An 18,625-nucleotide genomic window follows, 5' to 3' on the forward strand; every position below is an offset into this window, starting at 1 on the left:
TCAGGGTTTTGGGGCCGCTTCGCAGCCCAGCGGGAGCAAGCTCCCTCGCCACAGTTGAGTTCCACTGGATCTATTGTTTGCCCAACGCAAAGTTGGGCAACGCCCCCAGCGGCTGGTTGAACTGATACGGAATCGACACCAGCCCCTGCCCCGTATTGCGCTGCACCACAAAGTGCAGGTGCGGGCCGCTGCTGTTGCCGGTATTGCCCGACAGTGCCAGCGGGCTGCCGACCTTCACCCGCTGCCCCTCGCGCACGCTCACCGAACCTTGCTTGAGGTGCAGATACACGCCCATCGTGCCGTCGTCATGCAGCACCCGGACGAAGTTGCCGGACGCATCATTGCCGCGCCCGCTCTGTGAGTTTTCGGTTTTCACCACGACCCCGGCCCGTGCGGCAATGATCGGCGTGCCGACCGGCATGGCGATGTCCATCGCATACCGGTTCTTCGGCCCATAGTGGCTGTACTGCCCGTTTGCGCCCTGACTCAGACGGAACGGCCCGCCCCGCCAGGGCAGTGGATAGCGATAGCTCTGCGCAGCGCCTGCGGGATCGCCGAGCGAATACTGGAATTGCGGTGAATACACCAGCGGCTGACCACGGCTGATTGCCGTCAGCAGCGCCAACCGCGTATTGCTGCGCGCCGGCAGCACCCGGCGAATCGTCTGCGCCGGCGCACCACGCACATTGCTCAGGCCGGTAAACGCCAGCGCAATTTCGACCGGCGCATACAGATCGTTGCGTACGAACACCACGTCGGTGCCCTTCTGCTTCTTGATATCGAGATACACCTGGCGCTCAAGGTGTTCGACCATGCGGTCCTGAAATACGAACACCTGTGAGCCTTTGCTCGGCCGGTCGCTGTACGACACCACGCCGTTGGCATCGGTGGATTTGTAGATGGTCATGGCCACAGTCGAGGTGGAGGCCAGGAAAAGACCACAGAAAAACAGCAGGCGCGCGAGCATGGGCAAAAGTCTGTCGAAAGAAGGCCTGGAAATGAGCCTAGCAGGTGAAGCAGACCAGGCTAGTCGACAGATGTTTCAAATTGGGCGGTCTGGGAAATCGATGTCGTAAGTGATGGCCCCTTCGCGAGCAAGCCCGCTCCCACCTTTGAAATGCATTCCAAGGTGGGAGCGGGCTTGCTCGCGAAAGCGGTGTATCAGGCGACGAGGATCAAGCGCCCGGAACGAAGTGCTTCTGCGCCGTGCCGCGGGCGATCAGGCGGGAGATGTAGTCGAGCTTCTGCGCATCCTGGTCGACGAAACGGAAAGTCAGTTGCAGCCAGTCGCTGTCGGCTTTCTGCTCGTGAGCAACGATGGCGTGCAGGTAGCCGTTGAGGCGGGCGATTTCGGCGTTGTCGCCCTGCTCCAGGTCGAGCACGGCGCTGTCGAGGATCTGCGGCAGGGTGTCGGTGCGTTTCACCACCAACAGCGCTTCCTTGATGCTCAGGGCCTTGATCACGCATTGCTGGGTGCCGCTCGGCAGTCGCAACTGACCCTGACCACGGCCACCGGCCGGTGCTTTCGAGGCAGCCGGGGCCTGGACCGGCGGGCTGTTGAGCAAACCACGCGACGGCGCAGCAGCAGGCGCCGGAGCAGCAGCGGCTGGCTTGGCGAACGGATTGACCGCAGCGGCGGCCGGCGCGCCACCGACCACGGCAGGCTTGCCGCCGGTCAGCGCACTCAGGGAGTCATTGCCGAACGCCGAATTCATCTTGGTCGGTGCGCTGTTCATCAAGGTGTCGAGCTTGCCAACCTTGTTCAGCGCCTGTTTGACCTTGGTGAGCAGTTGCTCGTTGGTGAACGGCTTGCTGACGTAGCCGGAAACGCCGGCCTGGATCGCCTGCACCACGTTTTCCTTGTCGCCACGGCTGGTGACCATGACGAATGGCATGGTCTTGAGATTGTCCTGCTCGCGGCACCAGGTCAGCAGTTCGAGGCCGGACATTTCCGGCATTTCCCAGTCGCACAGCACCAGGTCGAACGCTTCCCTGGCCAGCATGGCCTGAGCCTTTTTACCGTTGACGGCGTCCTCGGTGCGGATCCCCGGGAAGTAATTACGCAGGCACTTTTTCACCAGGTCGCGAATGAACGAAGCGTCGTCCACGACCAACACACTGATCTTGCTCATCCAACACCCCTATAAAAATCCCGGCAAGCATACCGCTTTTACTGATGGCACATTGCCAACAATCTTCAGTCACGCCGGGACTTTTCGTTCGCGGGTGCTGCTTTTTAATTCGATTTCCTGATACAGGCGCCCTAAACAAAAACGCCCGGCCAAAGGGCCGGGCGCTTTTCTCAGGCAATCTTACTTATCGTCAGCATTGCCCGGAACATTAGCGGTTTCGCCGCTTGTGCCTTCAACTTCTTCTTTCATGCGTTTGAGGCCCAGGTGACGCACGTCGGTTCCGCGCACCAGGTAGATCACCAGTTCCGAGATGTTACGTGCGTGGTCGCCGATCCGCTCCAGCGAACGCAGCACCCAGATGATGCTCAGAACCCGCGAGATAGAGCGCGGGTCTTCCATCATGTAGGTCGCCAGCTCACGCAGGGCGGTCTTGTATTCGCGGTCGATGACCTTGTCATACTGCGCCACCGACAGCGCCAGATCGGCATCGAAGCGGGCAAACGCGTCCAGCGCATCGCGAACCATGTTGCGCACTTGGTCGCCGATGTGTCGCACTTCGACGTAACCGCGCGGCGCTTCACCTTCTTCGCACAGCTGGATAGCACGACGAGCGATCTTGGTCGCTTCGTCGCCAATGCGCTCCAGGTCGATCACCGACTTGGAGATGCTGATGATCAGCCGCAGGTCAGACGCCGCCGGCTGACGACGGGCGAGAATGCGCAGGCATTCTTCGTCGATGTTGCGTTCCATCTGGTTGATCTGGTCATCGATCTCGCGCACCTGCTGGGCCAGACCGGAATCGGCCTCGATCAGCGCGGTGACCGCGTCGTTGACCTGCTTCTCGACCAGCCCGCCCATGGCCAGGAGGTGGCTGCGCACTTCCTCAAGCTCGGCGTTGAACTGCGCGGAGATGTGGTGGGTAAGGCCTTCTTTACTAATCATGGTGGCGTCCTTGGAGCGTCCGGTAAGGTGCGGTGGGCCGCAGCGTCAATTCTGTGAATAACCCGCAACTGTCAGCCATAACGACCGGTGATGTAGTCTTCGGTCTGCTTCTTCGCCGGATTGGTGAACAGGGTGTCGGTGTCGCCGAATTCCACCAGTTTGCCCATGTACATGAACGCCGTGTAGTCGGAAACCCGCGCGGCCTGCTGCATGTTGTGGGTCACGATGACGATGGTGAACTTGGATTTCAGCTCGTAGATCAGCTCTTCGACTTTCAGGGTCGAGATCGGGTCGAGGGCCGAGCACGGTTCGTCGAGCAGCAACACTTCCGGTTCAACGGCGATGGTGCGGGCAATCACCAGACGCTGCTGCTGACCACCGGACAGACCGAGTGCCGAGTCGTGCAGACGGTCTTTGACTTCGTCCCACAGTGCCGCGCCTTTCAACGCCCACTCGACGGCTTCGTCGAGAATGCGCTTCTTGTTGATGCCCTGGATGCGCAGGCCGTAGACCACGTTTTCGTAAATGGTCTTGGGGAACGGGTTGGGCTTCTGGAACACCATGCCGACGCGACGACGCAGTTCGGCAACGTCTTCGCCTTTGCGATAGATGTTGTTGCCATACAGGTTGATCGCGCCTTCGACGCGGCAGCCGTCAACCAGATCGTTCATGCGGTTGAAGGTACGCAGCAGCGTGGACTTGCCGCAGCCGGACGGGCCGATGAAGGCCGTCACGCGCTGTTTCGGGATGTTCAGGCTGACGTCGTACAGCGCTTGTTTATCGCCGTAGAACAGGTTCAGGCCCGGGACTTCAATGGCCACGGTTTCCTGCTCGAGGCTCAGGCTCTGCTTGTCGCGACCCAGGGCGGACATATTGATGCCGTGGGTATGGGTTTCGTGCTGCATGGGAGGCTCCCTGTGCTGACAAATTCGGTTCGGTTAGCCGCTTGGTGCGGCTGTACTCAATCTAGGGTGGGAGCGGGCTTGCTCGCGAAGAGGTCGGCACATTCAACATCAATGTCGCCTGACCCACCGCCTTCGCGAGCAAGCCCGCTCCCACAGGAATATCAACTGTCCAAAGCTTTGTATTTTTCGCGCAGGTGGTTACGAATCCACACGGCCGACAGGTTCAATGTGGCGATCACCAGCACCAGCAACAGCGCCGTGGCGTACACCAGCGGACGTGCCGCTTCGACGTTCGGGCTCTGGAAGCCGACGTCATAGATGTGGAAGCCCAGGTGCATGATTTTCTGATCCAGGTGCAGGTACGGATAGTTGCCATCCACCGGCAGCGACGGCGCCAGTTTCACCACACCTACCAGCATCAGCGGCGCCACTTCACCGGCGGCGCGGGCCACGGCGAGGATCATGCCGGTCATCATGGCCGGGCTGGCCATCGGGATCACGATCTTCCACAAGGTTTCAGCCTTGGTCGCGCCAAGGGCCAACGAGCCTTCGCGTATGGTGCGCGGGATACGCGCCAGACCTTCTTCAGTGGCCACGATCACCACCGGCACCGCCAGCAGCGCCAGGGTCAGCGATGCCCAGAGCAGACCCGGTGTACCGAAGGTTGGCGCCGGCAGTGCTTCGGGGAAGAACAAGCGGTCGACCGAACCACCCAACACGTACACAAAGAAGCCCAGACCAAACACGCCGTAAACGATCGCCGGAACGCCCGCCAGGTTGTTCACCGCGATACGGATGATCCGCGTCAGGGTGTTCTGCTTGGCGTATTCACGCAGGTACACCGCCGCCAGTACGCCGAACGGGGTGACGATCATCGCCATGATCAGGGTCATCATCACGGTGCCGAAAATCGCCGGGAAGATCCCGCCTTCGGTGTTGGCTTCACGCGGATCGTCGGAGAGGAATTCCCAGATCTTGCTGAAGTAGAAACCGATCTTGGTGAAGGTGCTCATGGCGTTCGGCTGGTAGGCGTGAACCACTTTGCCCAGACCGATTTCGATCTCTTTGCCGTTGGCATCACGAGCGGTCAGCGCATCGCGGTTGAACTGCGCATGCAGGTCGGCCAGACGTGCTTCGATGTCCTGATAACGGGCGTTCAGTTCGGCACGCTCGGATTCCATGTCCGCTTGTGCGGTGGCGTCGAGTTTGCCTTCCAGTTCCAGCTTGCGACCGTGCAGACGGATGCGTTCCAGCCCCGCGTTGATCGCGCCGATATCGACTTTTTCCAGCGACTTGAGCTGCGCGGCGAGGCCGTTCACGCGGTCGATCCGCGCTTGCAGCTCAGGCCATGCGGCTTCGCCTTCGGCGATGACCTTGCCGTCCTGTTTGACGTTGACCAGGTAGCCGTAGAAGTTGCCCCACTCGCGACGCTCGATCGCCATCAGTTCCGGCGGCGTGGTCTGGTTGGTCAGCCACTCGCCAACCACCCAGGTGAAGTCGTTGCCGTTCAGGTCACGGTTGCCGACCTTGATCAGCTCGCGGGTCATGAATTCCGGACCTTGGTCCGGCACTGGCAAACCAGCGCTTTTCAGGCGGGCACGGGGCACTTCTTCTTTCTGTACCACTTCGCCGACCACAAGGTGCTGGGCCTGGCCCGGCACGTCGTAGCTGGCGTGGATCAGGTCCGCCGGCCAGAAATGACCCAGACCGCGCACGGCAATCACCGCCAGCAGGCCAATGGTCATGATGACCGCGATGGACACCGCGCCACCGCTGATCCAGACGCCCGGGGCGCCGCTCTTGAACCATCCTTTCAGGGAGTTCTGTTTCACAGACTTCTACCTTTGCTTAAAGCGACGAGTATTTCTTGCGCAGACGCTGACGAATCAGTTCTGCCAGGGTGTTCATGACGAAGGTGAACATCAGCAGCACCAGCGCCGAGAGGAACAGCACGCGGTAGTGGCTGCCGCCGACTTCCGACTCCGGCATTTCCACCGCGACGTTGGCAGCCAGGGTGCGCAGGCCTTCGAACAGGTTCATTTCCATGACCGGGGTGTTACCGGTGGCCATCAGCACGATCATGGTTTCGCCGACCGCACGGCCCATGCCGATCATCAGCGCCGAGAAAATGCCCGGGCTGGCGGTGAGGATCACCACACGAGTCATGGTCTGCCACGGCGTGGCACCGAGCGCCAGCGAACCGAGGGTCAGGCCACGCGGCACGCTGAACACGGCATCTTCGGCAATCGAGTAGATGTTCGGGATCACCGCAAAACCCATGGCCAGACCGACTACCAGAGCGTTGCGCTGGTCGTAGGTGATGCCCAGGTCGTGGGAGATCCACATGCGCATGTCACCGCCGAAGAACCAGTTCTCCATGAACGGACTCATGTACAGCGACAACCAGCCTACAAACAGAATCACCGGAATCAGCAGCGCACTTTCCCAGCCGTCCGGGACTTTCAGGCGGATCGACTCAGGCAGACGGCTGAAGGTGAAACCGGCAACCAGAATGCCGATCGGCAGCAGCATCAGCAGGCTGAAGATGCCCGGCAGATGCCCTTCCACATAGGGGGCGAGGAACAGACCGGCGAAGAAACCGAGGATCACCGTCGGCATCGCTTCCATCAGTTCGATCACCGGCTTGACCTTGCGGCGCATGCCCGGGGCCATGAAGTACGCGGTGTAGATCGCCGCAGCGACGGCCAGTGGCGCGGCCAGCAGCATGGCGTAGAACGCCGCTTTCAGGGTGCCGAAGGTCAGTGGCGAGAGGCTCAGTTTCGGTTCGAAATCGGTATTGGCGGCGGTCGATTGCCAGACGTATTTAGGCTCGTCGTAGTTCTCGTACCAGACCTTGCTCCACAACGCGCTCCACGACACTTCCGGGTGCGGGTTGTCGAGCAGCAGCGGTTGCAGCTTGCCGCCGGCCTCGACGATCACCCGGTTGGCACGCGGCGACAGACCGAACAGGCCCTGGCCTTCGGCTACCGGCTCGACCAGCAGGGTGCGGTGCGCGGTGCTGTGGAACACGCCGAGCTTGCCGCTGGCATCGAGGGCCACGAAGCCCTTGCGACGCTCTTCGGCGGTAATTTCAACAATCGGCGTGGTGCCCATCTGGAAGGTACGGATCTGCTTCAGGCGCAGCTCGCCATCGGTATCGCGAGCCATGAACCACTGGGCCAGACCACCCTTGGAATCACCGATGATCAGCGAGATGCCGCCCACCAGTTGCGTGCTCGCGGTGACTTCGGCGTCGGCGTTTTCCAGCAGTTTGTAGCGACCGTTGAGGCTCTTGTCGCGCAAGCTGAACACATCGGCCTGGGCACGCCCGTTGACCACATACAGCCATTGCTGGCGCGGGTCGACGAAGATGTTTTTCACCGGCTCAGTCATCTGCGGCAGCTCGATACGCTTCTGCTCGTTGGTGACTTCACCGGTCATCATGTTTTCTTCGCTGGTCAGCGCCAGCACATTGAGCTGCGAACCGGTCGAACCCACCAGCATCAGCGTCGAATCGGTCGCGTTGAGGCTGACGTGCTCCAGTGCCCCGCCGCTCTCGTTCACCGCGATCGGCGCTTCGCCATACGGGTATTCGATGGCCGGGGTGATGGTTTTCTTGCCATCGGGGTAGCTGACTTTATAGGTGTGACGGAACACCAGCGCCTGGCCGTTGGACAGGCCCACCGCCACCAGCGGATGACCTGGCTGATCTTCACCAATGGAAGTTACGGTAGCGCCGGCAGGCACCGGCAGATCGACGCGCTTCAGTTCAGCGCCACTGTCGATGTCAAAGAACAACGCCTGGCCCTTGTCGGAAACGCGCATCGCCACCTGATTCTGCTCTTCGAGCGAAATCATCAGCGGCTTGCCGGCGTCCTGCATCCAGGCTGGGGTAATGGCATCTTTCGCGGTCAGGCTGGCACCCTGGAACAACGGTGCAACGACGTAGGCGAGGAAGAAGAAGATCAGGGTGATGGCTGCCAGCACCGCCAGACCGCCAACGAGGACGTACCAACGGGTGAAGCGATCCTTGAGCGCGCGAATGCGGCGCTTGCGTTGCAGCTCAGGCGTATTGAAATCAATGCGCTTGGGAGGATTAGTAGTCATTTGGGAATTGGCCAGATCATTCATGCGCTCACCCTAGCGATCCTGTATGACAGAAAGATGACAGTGCAGTGACGCAGCAAATCCACCGCCAGCGGGATACTGGAGGAGGATCGAAAAATTCGAGGGTTGTGTGGGAGCGGGCTTGCTCGCGAAAGCGGTGATTCAGTCAATGAAGATGCTGAATCTGAAGGCCTCTTCGCGAGCAAGCCCGCTCCCACACCGGAGTCCGAAGGTGTTTATTTCGGACTCAATTTGTTACTTCTTTACGACTGCAGCGCCTTCTTGCAAGCCCAGATCAGCCAGTGCTTTGGCAGCGACTTTGGCTGGCAACGGGATGTAACCGTCCTTGACTACGACTTCCTGGCCCTGTTTGGACAGAACCAGTTTCACGAACTCGGCTTCCAGCGGGGCCAGAGGCTTGTTCGGGGCTTTGTTGACGTAAACGTAGAGGAAGCGCGACAGCGGGTACTTGCCGTTCAGGGCGTTTTCTTCGGTGTCTTCGATGAAGTCCGTACTGCCTTTCTTGGCCAGAGGTACGGTCTTCACGCTAGCGGTTTTGTAGCCGATGCCCGAGTAACCGATGCCGTTCAGCGAGGAGCTGATCGACTGCACGACCGAAGCCGAGCCTGGTTGTTCGTTGACGTTTGGCTTGTAGTCACCTTTGCACAGGGCTTCTTCTTTGAAGTAGCCGTAGGTGCCGGATACCGAGTTACGACCGAACAGCTGAACCGGCTTGTTGGCCAGGTCGCCGGTTACGCCCAGCTCACCCCAGGTTTTCACGTCGGCTTTGGCGCCGCACAGACGGGTCGACGAGAAGATCGCGTCAACCTGTTCCATGGTCAGGTGCTGAATCGGGTTGTCCTTGTGCACGAACACCGCCAGGGCGTCCACGGCAACCGGGATAGCGGTTGGCTTGTAGCCGTACTTCTGCTCGAAGGCCGCCAGTTCGGTGTCCTTCATCTTGCGGCTCATCGGGCCCAGGTTGGAGGTACCTTCAGTCAGCGCAGGTGGCGCGGTGGCGGAGCCAGCGGCCTGAATCTGGATGTTTACGTTCGGGTATTCTTTCTTGTAGTTCTCAGCCCACAGGGTCATGAGGTTAGCCAGGGTATCGGAGCCGACGCTGGACAGGTTGCCCGACACACCAGTGGTTTTGGTGTAGCTCGGGATAGCAGGGTCAACAGCGGCAACCGCGTTGGCAGTCGCAACGCCAGCAGCGACAAAAGTCATTGCCGCCATCAAACGCTTCAGTTTCATGCCTTACTCCTAGCAGATAGGGTGTGTTAAGTCGGGGCCAAGTATCAGCAGGCCGTGTGAACACTCTATGGCTGAAATATGACAATTGGATGAAAGGCCAGCATCGAGGTTTTACTGGATGATTCGTGGTGCGCCCCTTCGCGAGCAAGCCCGCTCCCACAGTTTGAAATGCATTCCAAATGTGGGAGCGGGCTTGCTCGCGAAGGGGCCGGTACTACTGGAGGAAATTCCGGATCAGCGCCCCTTGTTCCAGAGCCACGCGCCAACAAGAATCCCCATCGTGCACAGCACCGCCACATAGTAAGCCGGGCCCATCGCGCTTTCTTTCAGCAGAAGGCTGACCACCATCGGCGTCAGGCCACCGAAGATCGCGTACGCCACGTTGTACGAGAACGACAGCCCGCTGAAGCGCACCACCGGCGGGAACGCCTTGACCATCACGTATGGGACCGCACCGATGGTGCCGACCAGCAAGCCGGTCAGCGCATACAGCGGGAACAACCAGTTCGGATGATCGGCGAGGCTGTGATAGAAGGTCCAGGAGCTGATCAGCAAGCCCAGGCAACCGAAGACAAACACCCGGCCGGCGCCGAGCCGGTCGGCCAGGGCGCCGGAGATGATGCAGCCAAAGCTCAGAAACACGATGGCCAGGCTGTTCGATTGCAGCGCCACCGTTGGCGAGAAGTGATAGACCGTCTGCAGCACGGTCGGGGTCATCAGAATCAACACGACGATCCCGGCGGACAGCAGCCAGGTCAGCAGCATCGAGATCGCAATCGCCCCGCGATGGTCACGCAGTACCGCGCGCAGCGGCACTTCTTCGGCCAAGGCCTTGCGCAGTTGCAGCTCGGCGAACACCGGGGTTTCGTGCAGCCAGCGGCGCAGATACACCGAGAACAGACCGAACACGCCGCCGAGCAGGAATGGAATGCGCCAGGCGTAATCCGCGACTTCCCCCGGCGTATAAATGCTGTTGATTGCCGTGGCGACCAGCGAGCCGAGCAGGATGCCGGCGGTCAACCCGCTGGTCAGCGTCCCGCAGGCGTAGCCGATGTGCTTTTGCGGTACGTGTTCGGAAACGAAGACCCACGCCCCCGGCACTTCCCCGCCAATCGCCGCGCCTTGGATCACTCGCATCAGCAACAGCAGGATCGGCGCCCACATACCGATCTGCGCGTAGGTCGGCAGCAGCCCCATGATCAGGGTCGGCACGGCCATCATGAAAATGCTCAGGGTGAACATCTTCTTGCGTCCCAGCAGGTCGCCGAAGTGCGCCATGACGATGCCGCCCAGCGGCCGCGCGAGGTAACCGGCGGCGAAAATGCCGAAAGTCTGCATCAGGCGCAGCCACTCGGGCATGTCGGCCGGGAAGAACAGCTTGCCGACCACGGTGGCGAAGAACACGAAGATGATGAAATCGTAAAACTCCAGCGCACCGCCCAAGGCCGATAGCGACAGAGTCTTGTAGTCATTGCGGGTCAGGGGGCGTGCAGGTTGCTCGGGCTGCGCGAGGCTCGAAGGCGCTGTGGTCATGGCAAGGGCTTCTCTTATAGGCGGATCTACCGCCACAACAACGCTGGCTGTGGCTTGGGCAGGTTCGGCACCATAGCAAATTGTTCGAAAAAGCACATAGAGGCGCGTATTTGCCGGTCAAAATCAGAACCCGATGGTCGTCGCGGAGTCTACCGACCGATATACTCGCAACCTTGCTCCGGTTTGTAGGGGGTTGCTGTGCGAAAACGTCGTTGGTCCGGCCTTTGAACGGGATCAGCCGGTTTCGCAGAGTTTCCCCTTTAGACGCCTATGGAAAACGTGACGAACGCAGTATGTTCGGTGCTGAATCGTTTTTCCTGAAGACGGCTACCACCAGCAATACCAACGAAGAGTCACGGGTCAGAGGCACCCCCGGCATGATAGAGCTCGAACAAGAAGATCCGATCCCGCAAGGCGACCTGGCCCTGCAAATTACCGCACTCCCCCGCGAAACCAACGGCTTTGGCGATATTTTCGGCGGCTGGCTGGTGGCGCAGATGGACCTGGCGGGTACCGCAATGGCCAGCCGCGTGGCCGGTGGCCGTGTGGCAACCGTGGCCATCGACCGCATGGCCTTCCTGGTGCCGGTCGCGGTGGGCGCGCAATTGTCCTTTTATACCCAGACCCTGGAAATCGGCCGCAGCTCGATCCAGATGATGGTCGAGGTGTGGAGCGACGATCCGCTGTCCAGCGAGTGGCGTAAAGTGACCGAAGCGGTATTCGTCTTCGTCGCCATCGACGGCAGCGGTCGTACTCGCTCGGTGCCACCGCGCGCGCGTTAAACATCGCCGCGGTTTTGCGGTCGATAGTCGTCCCAAGTGTCTGATCGAGAGTTGCCCCATGAACACGCCCAACGTTGAAGCCGTGAAACTGGATGAACTGAACTGCTGGCGCATCCGCCACGGTCAGGCCGAAGTGCTGGTGGCCCAGCAAGGCGCGCACATCCTCAGTTACCAGATCGACGGCCAGCCGCCGATCATCTGGCTCAACGACAAGGCCGAGTTCAAGACCGGCAAGAGCATCCGCGCCGGTGTGCCGGTGTGCTGGCCGTGGTTCGGCAAGTTCGAACGCAATCCGCAGAGCGTGCAGGCCATGTACACCGGTGAGCAACCGGCACCCGCGCACGGTCTGGTGCGGGCGATGGATTGGGAGCTGGGCGGCATCGAATCAGAGGCCGATGGCGTCAAGGTGGAATTCAGGCTGCCCTACCCCGAAGGTGGCCTGCCGGGCTGGCCGCATCAGGTCGACCTGACCCTGACCCTGCATTTGTCCGAACAACTGAGCTTCAGCCTGACCAGCCATAACCGTGGCAGTGACACCGTCAGCCTGAGTCAGGCGCTACACACTTATTTCGCCGTCAGTGATGTGCGCAATGTGCACGTTGATGGCGTGGCCGGCTTGAAGTACATCGAAACGCTGGATGAGTGGAAAACCCACAGCCAGCAAGGTGAGTTGCATTTCGCCGGGGAAACTGACCGCATCTATCTCGATGCGCCGCCACAACTGAGTATCGTCGACCCGACCTGGGAACGACGCATCGTGCTGACCGCTACCGGTTCGCGCACGGCAGTGATCTGGAACCCGTGGATCGACCGCGCGGCAGTGCTGGCCGACATGGACAACGATGGCTGGCAGCGCATGCTGTGCATCGAGACGGCGAATGTGATGGATGATGTGGTGACTTTGGCGCCGGGCGCTAGCCACACCATGGGCGTTAGTGTCGCCAGCAAGCCGCTCTAACAAACACCGCAAAACAAACTGTGGGAGGGGGCTCGCTCCCGAAAGCGGTGTGTCAGATACATTAATTTGACTGACACACCGCTTTCGGGAGCAAGCCCCCTCCCACATTTGTTATGTGCAGGTCTTAGAGATCCGATTCCTGCACCACCCGCACTTTGTCCGCCTGCAGCGCATACGCCGCGTCAGCCAGATCATTGCTGACCTTCTCGATCTTCAGCGTGCCGGTCACCCACAGCGGCGTGTAGATATCGTCAAGTTTCAAACCTTTGGGATAACGCACCAGCACCAGTTGATTCGGTGGCGGTGGCGGCACGTGGATGCAGGCGCCCGGATACGGCACGAGGAAGAACAGCGTGCTGCGGCCCTTGGCGTCGGATTCCAGCGGCACCGGGTAGCCACCGATGCGGATGTGCTTGTCGTTCATCGACGCCACGGTCTTGGTCGAATACATCACCGCCGGCAGGCCCTTGGCCTGTTTCATCCCGCCCTTCTCGGTGAAGGTGCCAGTAGCTTCCGGGGAGTTGTGGTCGATTTCGGGCATCGCCTCGAGGGCTTTCTGGTCCGATTTGGGCATCAGTTCCAGCCAGTCGGTTTCCGGCAGTTCGCCGGCGTGGGCCAGACCGCTGCCCAGCAAAAGAAGAGTCAACAGAAGACGGCGCATGAAGGAGCTCGGTATAGAAAGGAAGGAACAATAAATCGCCGAGCATTCTAGCCCTCCCGGCCACTTTGGCAGAGAGGGCTTTGTCGCTTTGGATCAGTTCTTTTTGATCAGGCCGTAGATCACCAGCAGTACGATCGCGCCGACCAGTGCGCCGATGAAGCCTGCGCCCTGACCTGCCTGATAGATGCCCAGGGCTTGGCCGCCGTAGGTGGCTGCCAGCGAACCGCCGATACCGAGCAGGATGGTCATGATCCAGCCCATGCTGTCATCGCCCGGTTTCAGGAAGCGTGCCAGCAGGCCGACGATCAAGCCGATAAAGATGGTTCCGATAATTCCCATGGCATTTCCCTCTGACGCTGAATAGTAGATATGCCAAAGCCTAGCCAGACTTTGGCATCCTGCCATCAGAGAACGGCGAGCCCTGAATGGTTCCGCCGCTGCCAGATGAAACTGTCGTTACTCGGCGATCAACGCTTCGACCTTGACGATCTGCGCCTGCAGCGTGGCCATGTCGGCGCAGCGCAGGTTGGCGTGACCGACCTTGCGCCCGGCCTTGAAGGCTTTGCCGTAGTGATGCAGATGGCAGTCTTCGATGGCGATGACTTTCTCGACCGGCGGAACCACGCCGATGAAGTTGAGCATGGCGCTCTCGCCGACTTTGGCGGTCGAACCCAGCGGCAGTCCGGCAACGGCGCGCAGGTGGTTTTCGAACTGACTGCACTCGGCGCCTTCGGTGGTCCAGTGCCCGGAGTTGTGCACACGCGGGGCGATTTCGTTGGCCTTGAGGCCACCGTCGACTTCAAAGAACTCGAACGCCATCACACCGACGTAGTCCAGTTGCTTGAGCACACGGCTGGAGTAATCTTCAGCCAACGCTTGCAGCGGGTGATCGGTGCTCGCCACCGACAGCTTGAGGATGCCGCTGTCGTGGGTGTTGTGCACCAACGGGTAGAACTTCGTTTCGCCATCACGGGCACGCACGGCAATCAGCGAAACTTCGCCGGTGAACGGCACGAAGCCCTCCAGCAGGCAGGCAACGCTGCCCAGCTCGGCGAACGTACCGACCACGTCTTCCGGCTTGCGCAGGACTTTCTGGCCCTTGCCGTCGTAACCCAGGGTGCGGGTTTTCAGCACTGCCGGCAGACCGATGGACGCCACGGCGGCATCCAGGTCGGCTTGCGATTGAATGTCGGCGAAGGCCGGGGTCGGGATGCCCAGGTCCTTGAACATGCTCTTCTCGAACCAGCGGTCGCGAGCGATGCGCAGGGCTTCAGCGCTCGGATAGACCGGAACGAATTGCGAGAGGAACGCCACGGTTTCCGCCGGAACGCTTTCGAACTCGAAGGTCACCAGATCGACCTCATCGGCCAGTTGGCGCAGGTGATCCTGATCGCCGTAATCGGCCCGCAGGTGTTCGCCCAGCGCGGCGGCGCAAGCGTCCGGCGCAGGGTCGAGAAAAGCGAAGTTCATGCCCAGCGGAGTACCCGCCAGGGCCAACATGCGACCCAACTGGCCGCCACCGATTACACCGATCTTCATCTCAACAACCTCAGGCAATACGTGGGTCTGGATTGTCCAGGACGCTGTCTGTCTGCTCGGCACGGAAGGTTTTCAGTACCGCGTGGAACTGTGGATGCTTGGCGCCGAGAATGCTCGCCGAGAGCAGCGCGGCGTTGATCGCGCCGGCCTTGCCGATGGCCAGGGTGGCGACCGGAATGCCCGCTGGCATCTGCACGATCGACAACAGCGAATCGACGCCCGAGAGCATCGACGACTGCACCGGAACGCCCAGTACCGGCAGGTGGGTCTTGGCCGCACACATGCCTGGCAGGTGGGCTGCGCCACCGGCACCGGCGATGATCACCTCGATGCCACGGCCCTCAGCCTCTTCGGCGTACTGGAACAGCAGATCCGGGGTGCGGTGGGCAGAAACCACCTTGACCTCGTACGGGATGCCGAGCTTTTCCAGCATATCGGCGGTGTGGCTAAGGGTGGACCAATCGGACTTGGAGCCCATGATCACGCCAACCAGTGCACTCATCGTCGCGCCTCTTCTCTCTGGGCGCCCGCAGGCGCGTCAAAAACAACAAGCCACGCAGGATTGCGTGGCTTGATTGTACGAAAAATGGCCGGACGTACCGGCCGAAGGCCGCGCAGTATACCGCAAAGAAAGCAATAAACAGCCCCCGAAACGACCATCCGTCAAATCAGCGAAAGGCCCGGTTTTATTGACTTGAAGGTCAGCCGACAAACACCACAAATCCCCCCTGTGGGAGCGGGCTTGCTCGCGAAGGCGTCAGGTCAGATACATGGATCTCGACTGACACACCGTATTCGCGAGCAAGCCCGCTCCCACAATTGGATCCGCGATGGGTCAGGAATTTTGTGCGGCGCCGCCTTCAAGCTTGCGCCACAACAGCCGCACGTTGGCTTTACGCACCAATGCGCAGCGATACAGACGAATCTCCAGCGGCACGTGCCATTGCGGGCCACCGCAGACGACGAGCTCGCCACGAGCCAGCTCGGCACGTACGCTCAGTTGCGGTACCCAGGCAATCCCCAGGCCTTCCAGCGCCATGCTCTTCAAGCTGTCAGCCATCGCGGTTTCGTAAATAGTGGTAAAGCGCAGCTGACGCTGGCGCAATAATCCATTCACCGAACGCCCGAGAAACGCCCCGGCGCTGTACGCCAGCAGCGGTACGCTGGCGTCGCCCTCCAGATCGAACAGCGGCTTGCCCTCGGCATCCGCCGCGCACACCGGCAGCATTTCGGTCTGGCCCAGGTGCAGCGACGGGAAGATTTCCGGGTCCATCTGCATCGCCGCGTCCGGATCGTAGAACGCCAGCATCAGGTCGCAGCCGCCTTCGCGCAACGCATGCACCGCGTCGCCGACGTTGGTTGCCACCAATCGCGTGGCGATGTTCAGCCCTTCGTTGCGCAGTTGCGCAATCCAGCGCGGGAAGAAGCCCAGCGCCAAAGAGTGGGCGGCGGCGACTTGCATCACTTCGCCCTGCCCGCCTTCCAGGTGATGCAGGTGGCGCAGCACTTCGCCGAGCTGTTCGACCACGGTGCGCGCGGTCACCAGAAACAGCTGCCCCGCTGCCGTCAGTTCGATCGGCGTGCGCGAGCGGTTGACCAGCGTCAGCCCAAGCGCCGCTTCCAGGCTGCGGATCCGTCGACTGAACGCCGGCTGGGTCACGAAGCGCCGTTCGGCTGCCTGCGAGAAGCTGCGGGTGGCGGCCAGAGCACTGAAGTCCTCAAGCCATTTGCTTTCCAGATTCATCACGCCCTCCCGGGAACGCACCAAAACAGGTCACACGTCTGCCGCGCACGCGGCGTCACACGGGCATTATGCCGAATGTGCATAGGCCAGTGTTTAACAGCATTGGCCCAAAAAATCCCACAAGCCTAGCATTCGCAGCGTTCCGGCACAGACCGGGTCCATATCGAGATGATTTCTATCATGTCCTCCGCTGCATCTTTCCGCACAGAAAACGACCTGCTTGGCGCCCTCGAAGTACCGGCTCAAGCGTATTACGGCATCCAGACCCTGCGAGCGGTGAACAACTTCCGTCTCTCCGGCGTTCCGATTTCGCATTACCCGAAACTGGTTGTCGGTCTGGCGATGGTCAAACAGGCCGCCGCTGACGCCAACCGTGAGTTGGGTCATCTGAGCGAAGCCAAGCACGCTGCCATCAGCGAAGCCTGTGCCCGATTGATCCGCGGTGATTTCCACGAAGAGTTCGTGGTCGACATGATTCAAGGTGGCGCCGGTACTTCCACCAACATGAACGCCAACGAAGTGATCGCCAACATTGCGCTCGAAGCAATGGGTCACCAGAAAGGCGAGTACCAGTACCTGCACCCGAACGACGACGTCAACATGGCGCAGTCGACCAACGACGCCTACCCGACCGCGATCCGTCTGGGTCTGCTGCTGGGTCACGACGCGCTGCTGGCCAGCCTTGACAGCCTGATTCAGGCATTCGCGGCCAAAGGTGAAGAATTCAACCACGTGCTGAAGATGGGTCGTACCCAGCTGCAAGACGCCGTACCGATGACCCTGGGTCAAGAATTCCGTGCGTTCGCCACCACCATGGGCGAAGACCTGGCCCGTCTGAAGACGCTGGCCCCGGAACTGCTGACTGAAGTGAACCTGGGCGGCACCGCGATCGGTACCGGCATCAACGCCGACCCGCGTTATCAAGCGCTGGCAGTACAGCGTCTGGCGCTGATCAGCGGTCAACCGCTGGTGCCGGCCGCCGACCTGATCGAAGCCACCTCCGACATGGGCGCCTTCGTGCTGTTCTCCGGCATGCTCAAGCGCACCGCGGTCAAGCTGTCGAAGATCTGCAACGACCTGCGCCTGCTGTCCAGCGGCCCACGCACCGGCATCAACGAGATCAACCTGCCAGCGCGTCAGCCAGGCAGTTCGATCATGCCAGGCAAGGTCAACCCGGTAATTCCGGAAGCCGTTAATCAGGTGGCCTTCCAGGTCATCGGTAACGATCTGGCGCTGACCATGGCAGCCGAAGGCGGCCAACTGCAGTTGAACGTGATGGAGCCGCTGATCGCGTTCAAGATCCTCGACTCGATCCGTCTGCTGCAACGCGCCATGGACATGCTGCGCGAGCACTGCATCGTCGGCATCACCGCCAACGAAGCCCGCTGCCGCGAACTGGTCGAACACTCGATCGGTCTGGTCACCGCGCTGAACCCGTACATCGGCTACAAAAACGCCACCCGCATCGCCCGTATTGCTCTTGAAAGCGGCCGCGGCGTGCTGGAACTGGTGCGCGAAGAAGGTCTGCTCGACGAAGCCATGCTCGCCGACATCCTGCGCCCGGAAAACATGATTGCCCCGCGTCTGGTTCCGCTCAAAGCCTGAGCCGACGCGTAATTTGTAGCACCGCTCACCAGGTCGAGGGACTAGACACCTCTCACCTTTTGAGGGCTTGGGGATCAGTCCCCAAGCCCTTTTTTTTAACTTTCTGATCCTGAGACCCGTATGTCTGGGGACTGCTTCATGTGGGAGCGGGCTTGCTCGCGAAGGCGTCGTGTCAGTCGACCAGAATGAACCTGACACACCGCATTCGCGAGCAAGCCCGCTCCCACAAAAGAGCAGTTCCCGCACAAGCCCGGCGCCGGTAACGCCGGGTGTTTCAACGCTTCGTTTCGTCGCTTGCACCACGAGCGTGCAGACGGGCGCCGCACTGATCGGTATAGTGCCGCCCCTCTTCGCGTGAGCGGTCGTCGGTAACGAGGCCATAACCCATGCGAAACCCGAACTAATAACAAACCCGCGAAATGGATCCGGGACGAAACCTTCGCCTCACCTGTCGTGCCGCGCG

16 protein-coding genes are annotated in these 18,625 nt (G+C 60.7%); 3 read left to right on the top strand and 13 right to left on the bottom strand.

Annotation, left to right across the window (positions count from 1 at the left end; translation table 11 throughout):
* Positions 1-70: 70 nt before the first annotated feature.
* The 8 genes from AC1RBR_RS00465 to AC1RBR_RS00500 form a co-directional block, all read right to left on the bottom strand.
* Complete coding sequence (locus AC1RBR_RS00465; protein ID WP_095137733.1) at positions 71-967, bottom strand: peptidoglycan DD-metalloendopeptidase family protein; 897 nt, start codon at positions 965-967, stop codon at positions 71-73.
* 208 nt (positions 968-1,175) lie between these two features.
* Positions 1,176-2,132, bottom strand: a complete 957-nt coding sequence (locus tag AC1RBR_RS00470; RefSeq protein ID WP_095137734.1) for a response regulator — start codon at positions 2,130-2,132, stop codon at positions 1,176-1,178.
* 180 nt (positions 2,133-2,312) lie between these two features.
* Positions 2,313-3,074, bottom strand: a complete 762-nt coding sequence (gene phoU, locus AC1RBR_RS00475; RefSeq protein ID WP_003229617.1) for a phosphate signaling complex protein PhoU — start codon at positions 3,072-3,074, stop codon at positions 2,313-2,315.
* Between the two features lie 71 nt (positions 3,075-3,145).
* Entirely contained in the window at positions 3,146-3,979 is an 834-nt protein-coding gene (pstB, locus tag AC1RBR_RS00480; RefSeq protein WP_414888696.1) for a phosphate ABC transporter ATP-binding protein PstB, read from the bottom strand.
* 161 nt (positions 3,980-4,140) lie between these two features.
* On the bottom strand, positions 4,141-5,811 hold the full coding sequence (pstA, locus tag AC1RBR_RS00485) for a phosphate ABC transporter permease PstA (RefSeq protein ID WP_095137736.1): 1,671 nt from the start codon (positions 5,809-5,811) through the stop codon (positions 4,141-4,143).
* A 16-nt stretch (positions 5,812-5,827) separates the two neighbouring features.
* On the bottom strand, positions 5,828-7,861 hold the full coding sequence (locus AC1RBR_RS00490; RefSeq protein ID WP_492567210.1) for an ABC transporter permease subunit: 2,034 nt from the start codon (positions 7,859-7,861) through the stop codon (positions 5,828-5,830).
* A gap of 480 nt (positions 7,862-8,341) precedes the next feature.
* Positions 8,342-9,340 carry a phosphate ABC transporter substrate-binding protein PstS gene (locus AC1RBR_RS00495; RefSeq protein ID WP_095137738.1) on the bottom strand — a complete coding sequence of 333 codons (999 nt, stop codon included), beginning with the start codon at positions 9,338-9,340 and terminating at the stop codon, positions 8,342-8,344.
* Between the two features lie 234 nt (positions 9,341-9,574).
* Positions 9,575-10,873 (bottom strand): MFS transporter, encoded by a 1,299-nt coding sequence (locus AC1RBR_RS00500; RefSeq protein ID WP_492562470.1) that lies wholly within the window; start codon positions 10,871-10,873, stop codon positions 9,575-9,577.
* 377 nt (positions 10,874-11,250) lie between these two features.
* Here AC1RBR_RS00500 and AC1RBR_RS00505 point away from each other — a divergent pair, with 377 nt between their 5' ends.
* Together AC1RBR_RS00505 and AC1RBR_RS00510 are read left to right on the top strand one after the other, a co-directional pair.
* A complete protein-coding gene (locus tag AC1RBR_RS00505) occupies positions 11,251-11,655 on the top strand; it encodes an acyl-CoA thioesterase (RefSeq protein WP_003229628.1) in 405 nt (134 codons plus the stop codon).
* Positions 11,656-11,713: 58 nt separating this feature from the next.
* Positions 11,714-12,613 (top strand): D-hexose-6-phosphate mutarotase, encoded by a 900-nt coding sequence (locus AC1RBR_RS00510; protein ID WP_492562471.1) that lies wholly within the window; start codon positions 11,714-11,716, stop codon positions 12,611-12,613.
* 124 nt (positions 12,614-12,737) lie between these two features.
* Here the strand turns inward: AC1RBR_RS00510 and AC1RBR_RS00515 are convergent, their stop codons facing one another.
* The 5 genes from AC1RBR_RS00515 to AC1RBR_RS00535 all read right to left on the bottom strand — a co-directional run bounded on the left by AC1RBR_RS00515 (position 12,738) and on the right by AC1RBR_RS00535 (position 16,557).
* Positions 12,738-13,274, bottom strand: a complete 537-nt coding sequence (locus tag AC1RBR_RS00515; RefSeq protein ID WP_492562473.1) for a DUF3299 domain-containing protein — start codon at positions 13,272-13,274, stop codon at positions 12,738-12,740.
* A 93-nt stretch (positions 13,275-13,367) separates the two neighbouring features.
* On the bottom strand, positions 13,368-13,613 hold the full coding sequence (locus tag AC1RBR_RS00520; protein WP_003229635.1) for a GlsB/YeaQ/YmgE family stress response membrane protein: 246 nt from the start codon (positions 13,611-13,613) through the stop codon (positions 13,368-13,370).
* Positions 13,614-13,730: 117 nt separating this feature from the next.
* Positions 13,731-14,813: a 5-(carboxyamino)imidazole ribonucleotide synthase gene (locus AC1RBR_RS00525; protein WP_047596872.1), complete on the bottom strand. Its 1,083-nt coding sequence runs from the start codon at positions 14,811-14,813 to the stop codon at positions 13,731-13,733.
* A gap of 10 nt (positions 14,814-14,823) precedes the next feature.
* Complete coding sequence (purE, locus tag AC1RBR_RS00530; protein ID WP_003229641.1) at positions 14,824-15,315, bottom strand: 5-(carboxyamino)imidazole ribonucleotide mutase; 492 nt, start codon at positions 15,313-15,315, stop codon at positions 14,824-14,826.
* A gap of 333 nt (positions 15,316-15,648) precedes the next feature.
* Positions 15,649-16,557, bottom strand: a complete 909-nt coding sequence (locus tag AC1RBR_RS00535; protein ID WP_095137742.1) for a LysR substrate-binding domain-containing protein — start codon at positions 16,555-16,557, stop codon at positions 15,649-15,651.
* A 180-nt stretch (positions 16,558-16,737) separates the two neighbouring features.
* Between AC1RBR_RS00535 and aspA the strand changes: the two genes are divergently transcribed.
* On the top strand, positions 16,738-18,162 hold the full coding sequence (aspA, locus tag AC1RBR_RS00540) for an aspartate ammonia-lyase (protein ID WP_003229645.1): 1,425 nt from the start codon (positions 16,738-16,740) through the stop codon (positions 18,160-18,162).
* Positions 18,163-18,625 lie beyond the last annotated feature (463 nt).

The sequence above is a fragment of the Pseudomonas sp. GW823-FHT01D03 genome (assembly GCF_058798255.1).

Excerpts from the sequence above, each read along its gene's own strand:
- AC1RBR_RS00465 (WP_095137733.1), bottom strand. The coding sequence starts at position 967 with ATGCTCGCGCGCCTGCTGTTTTTCTGTGGTCTTTTCCTGGCCTCCACC.
- AC1RBR_RS00470 (WP_095137734.1), bottom strand. The coding sequence starts at position 2,132 with ATGAGCAAGATCAGTGTGTTGGTCGTGGACGACGCTTCGTTCATTCGC.
- phoU (WP_003229617.1), bottom strand. The coding sequence starts at position 3,074 with ATGATTAGTAAAGAAGGCCTTACCCACCACATCTCCGCGCAGTTCAAC.
- pstB (WP_414888696.1), bottom strand. The coding sequence starts at position 3,979 with ATGCAGCACGAAACCCATACCCACGGCATCAATATGTCCGCCCTGGGT.
- AC1RBR_RS00490 (WP_492567210.1), bottom strand. The coding sequence starts at position 7,861 with ATGCAGGACGCCGGCAAGCCGCTGATGATTTCGCTCGAAGAGCAGAAT.
- AC1RBR_RS00495 (WP_095137738.1), bottom strand. The coding sequence starts at position 9,340 with ATGAAACTGAAGCGTTTGATGGCGGCAATGACTTTTGTCGCTGCTGGC.
- AC1RBR_RS00500 (WP_492562470.1), bottom strand. The coding sequence starts at position 10,873 with ATGACCACAGCGCCTTCGAGCCTCGCGCAGCCCGAGCAACCTGCACGC.
- AC1RBR_RS00505 (WP_003229628.1), top strand. The coding sequence starts at position 11,251 with ATGATAGAGCTCGAACAAGAAGATCCGATCCCGCAAGGCGACCTGGCC.
- AC1RBR_RS00510 (WP_492562471.1), top strand. The coding sequence starts at position 11,714 with ATGAACACGCCCAACGTTGAAGCCGTGAAACTGGATGAACTGAACTGC.
- AC1RBR_RS00515 (WP_492562473.1), bottom strand. The coding sequence starts at position 13,274 with ATGCGCCGTCTTCTGTTGACTCTTCTTTTGCTGGGCAGCGGTCTGGCC.
- AC1RBR_RS00520 (WP_003229635.1), bottom strand. The coding sequence starts at position 13,613 with ATGGGAATTATCGGAACCATCTTTATCGGCTTGATCGTCGGCCTGCTG.
- AC1RBR_RS00525 (WP_047596872.1), bottom strand. The coding sequence starts at position 14,813 with ATGAAGATCGGTGTAATCGGTGGCGGCCAGTTGGGTCGCATGTTGGCC.
- purE (WP_003229641.1), bottom strand. The coding sequence starts at position 15,315 with ATGAGTGCACTGGTTGGCGTGATCATGGGCTCCAAGTCCGATTGGTCC.
- AC1RBR_RS00535 (WP_095137742.1), bottom strand. The coding sequence starts at position 16,557 with ATGAATCTGGAAAGCAAATGGCTTGAGGACTTCAGTGCTCTGGCCGCC.
- aspA (WP_003229645.1), top strand. The coding sequence starts at position 16,738 with ATGTCCTCCGCTGCATCTTTCCGCACAGAAAACGACCTGCTTGGCGCC.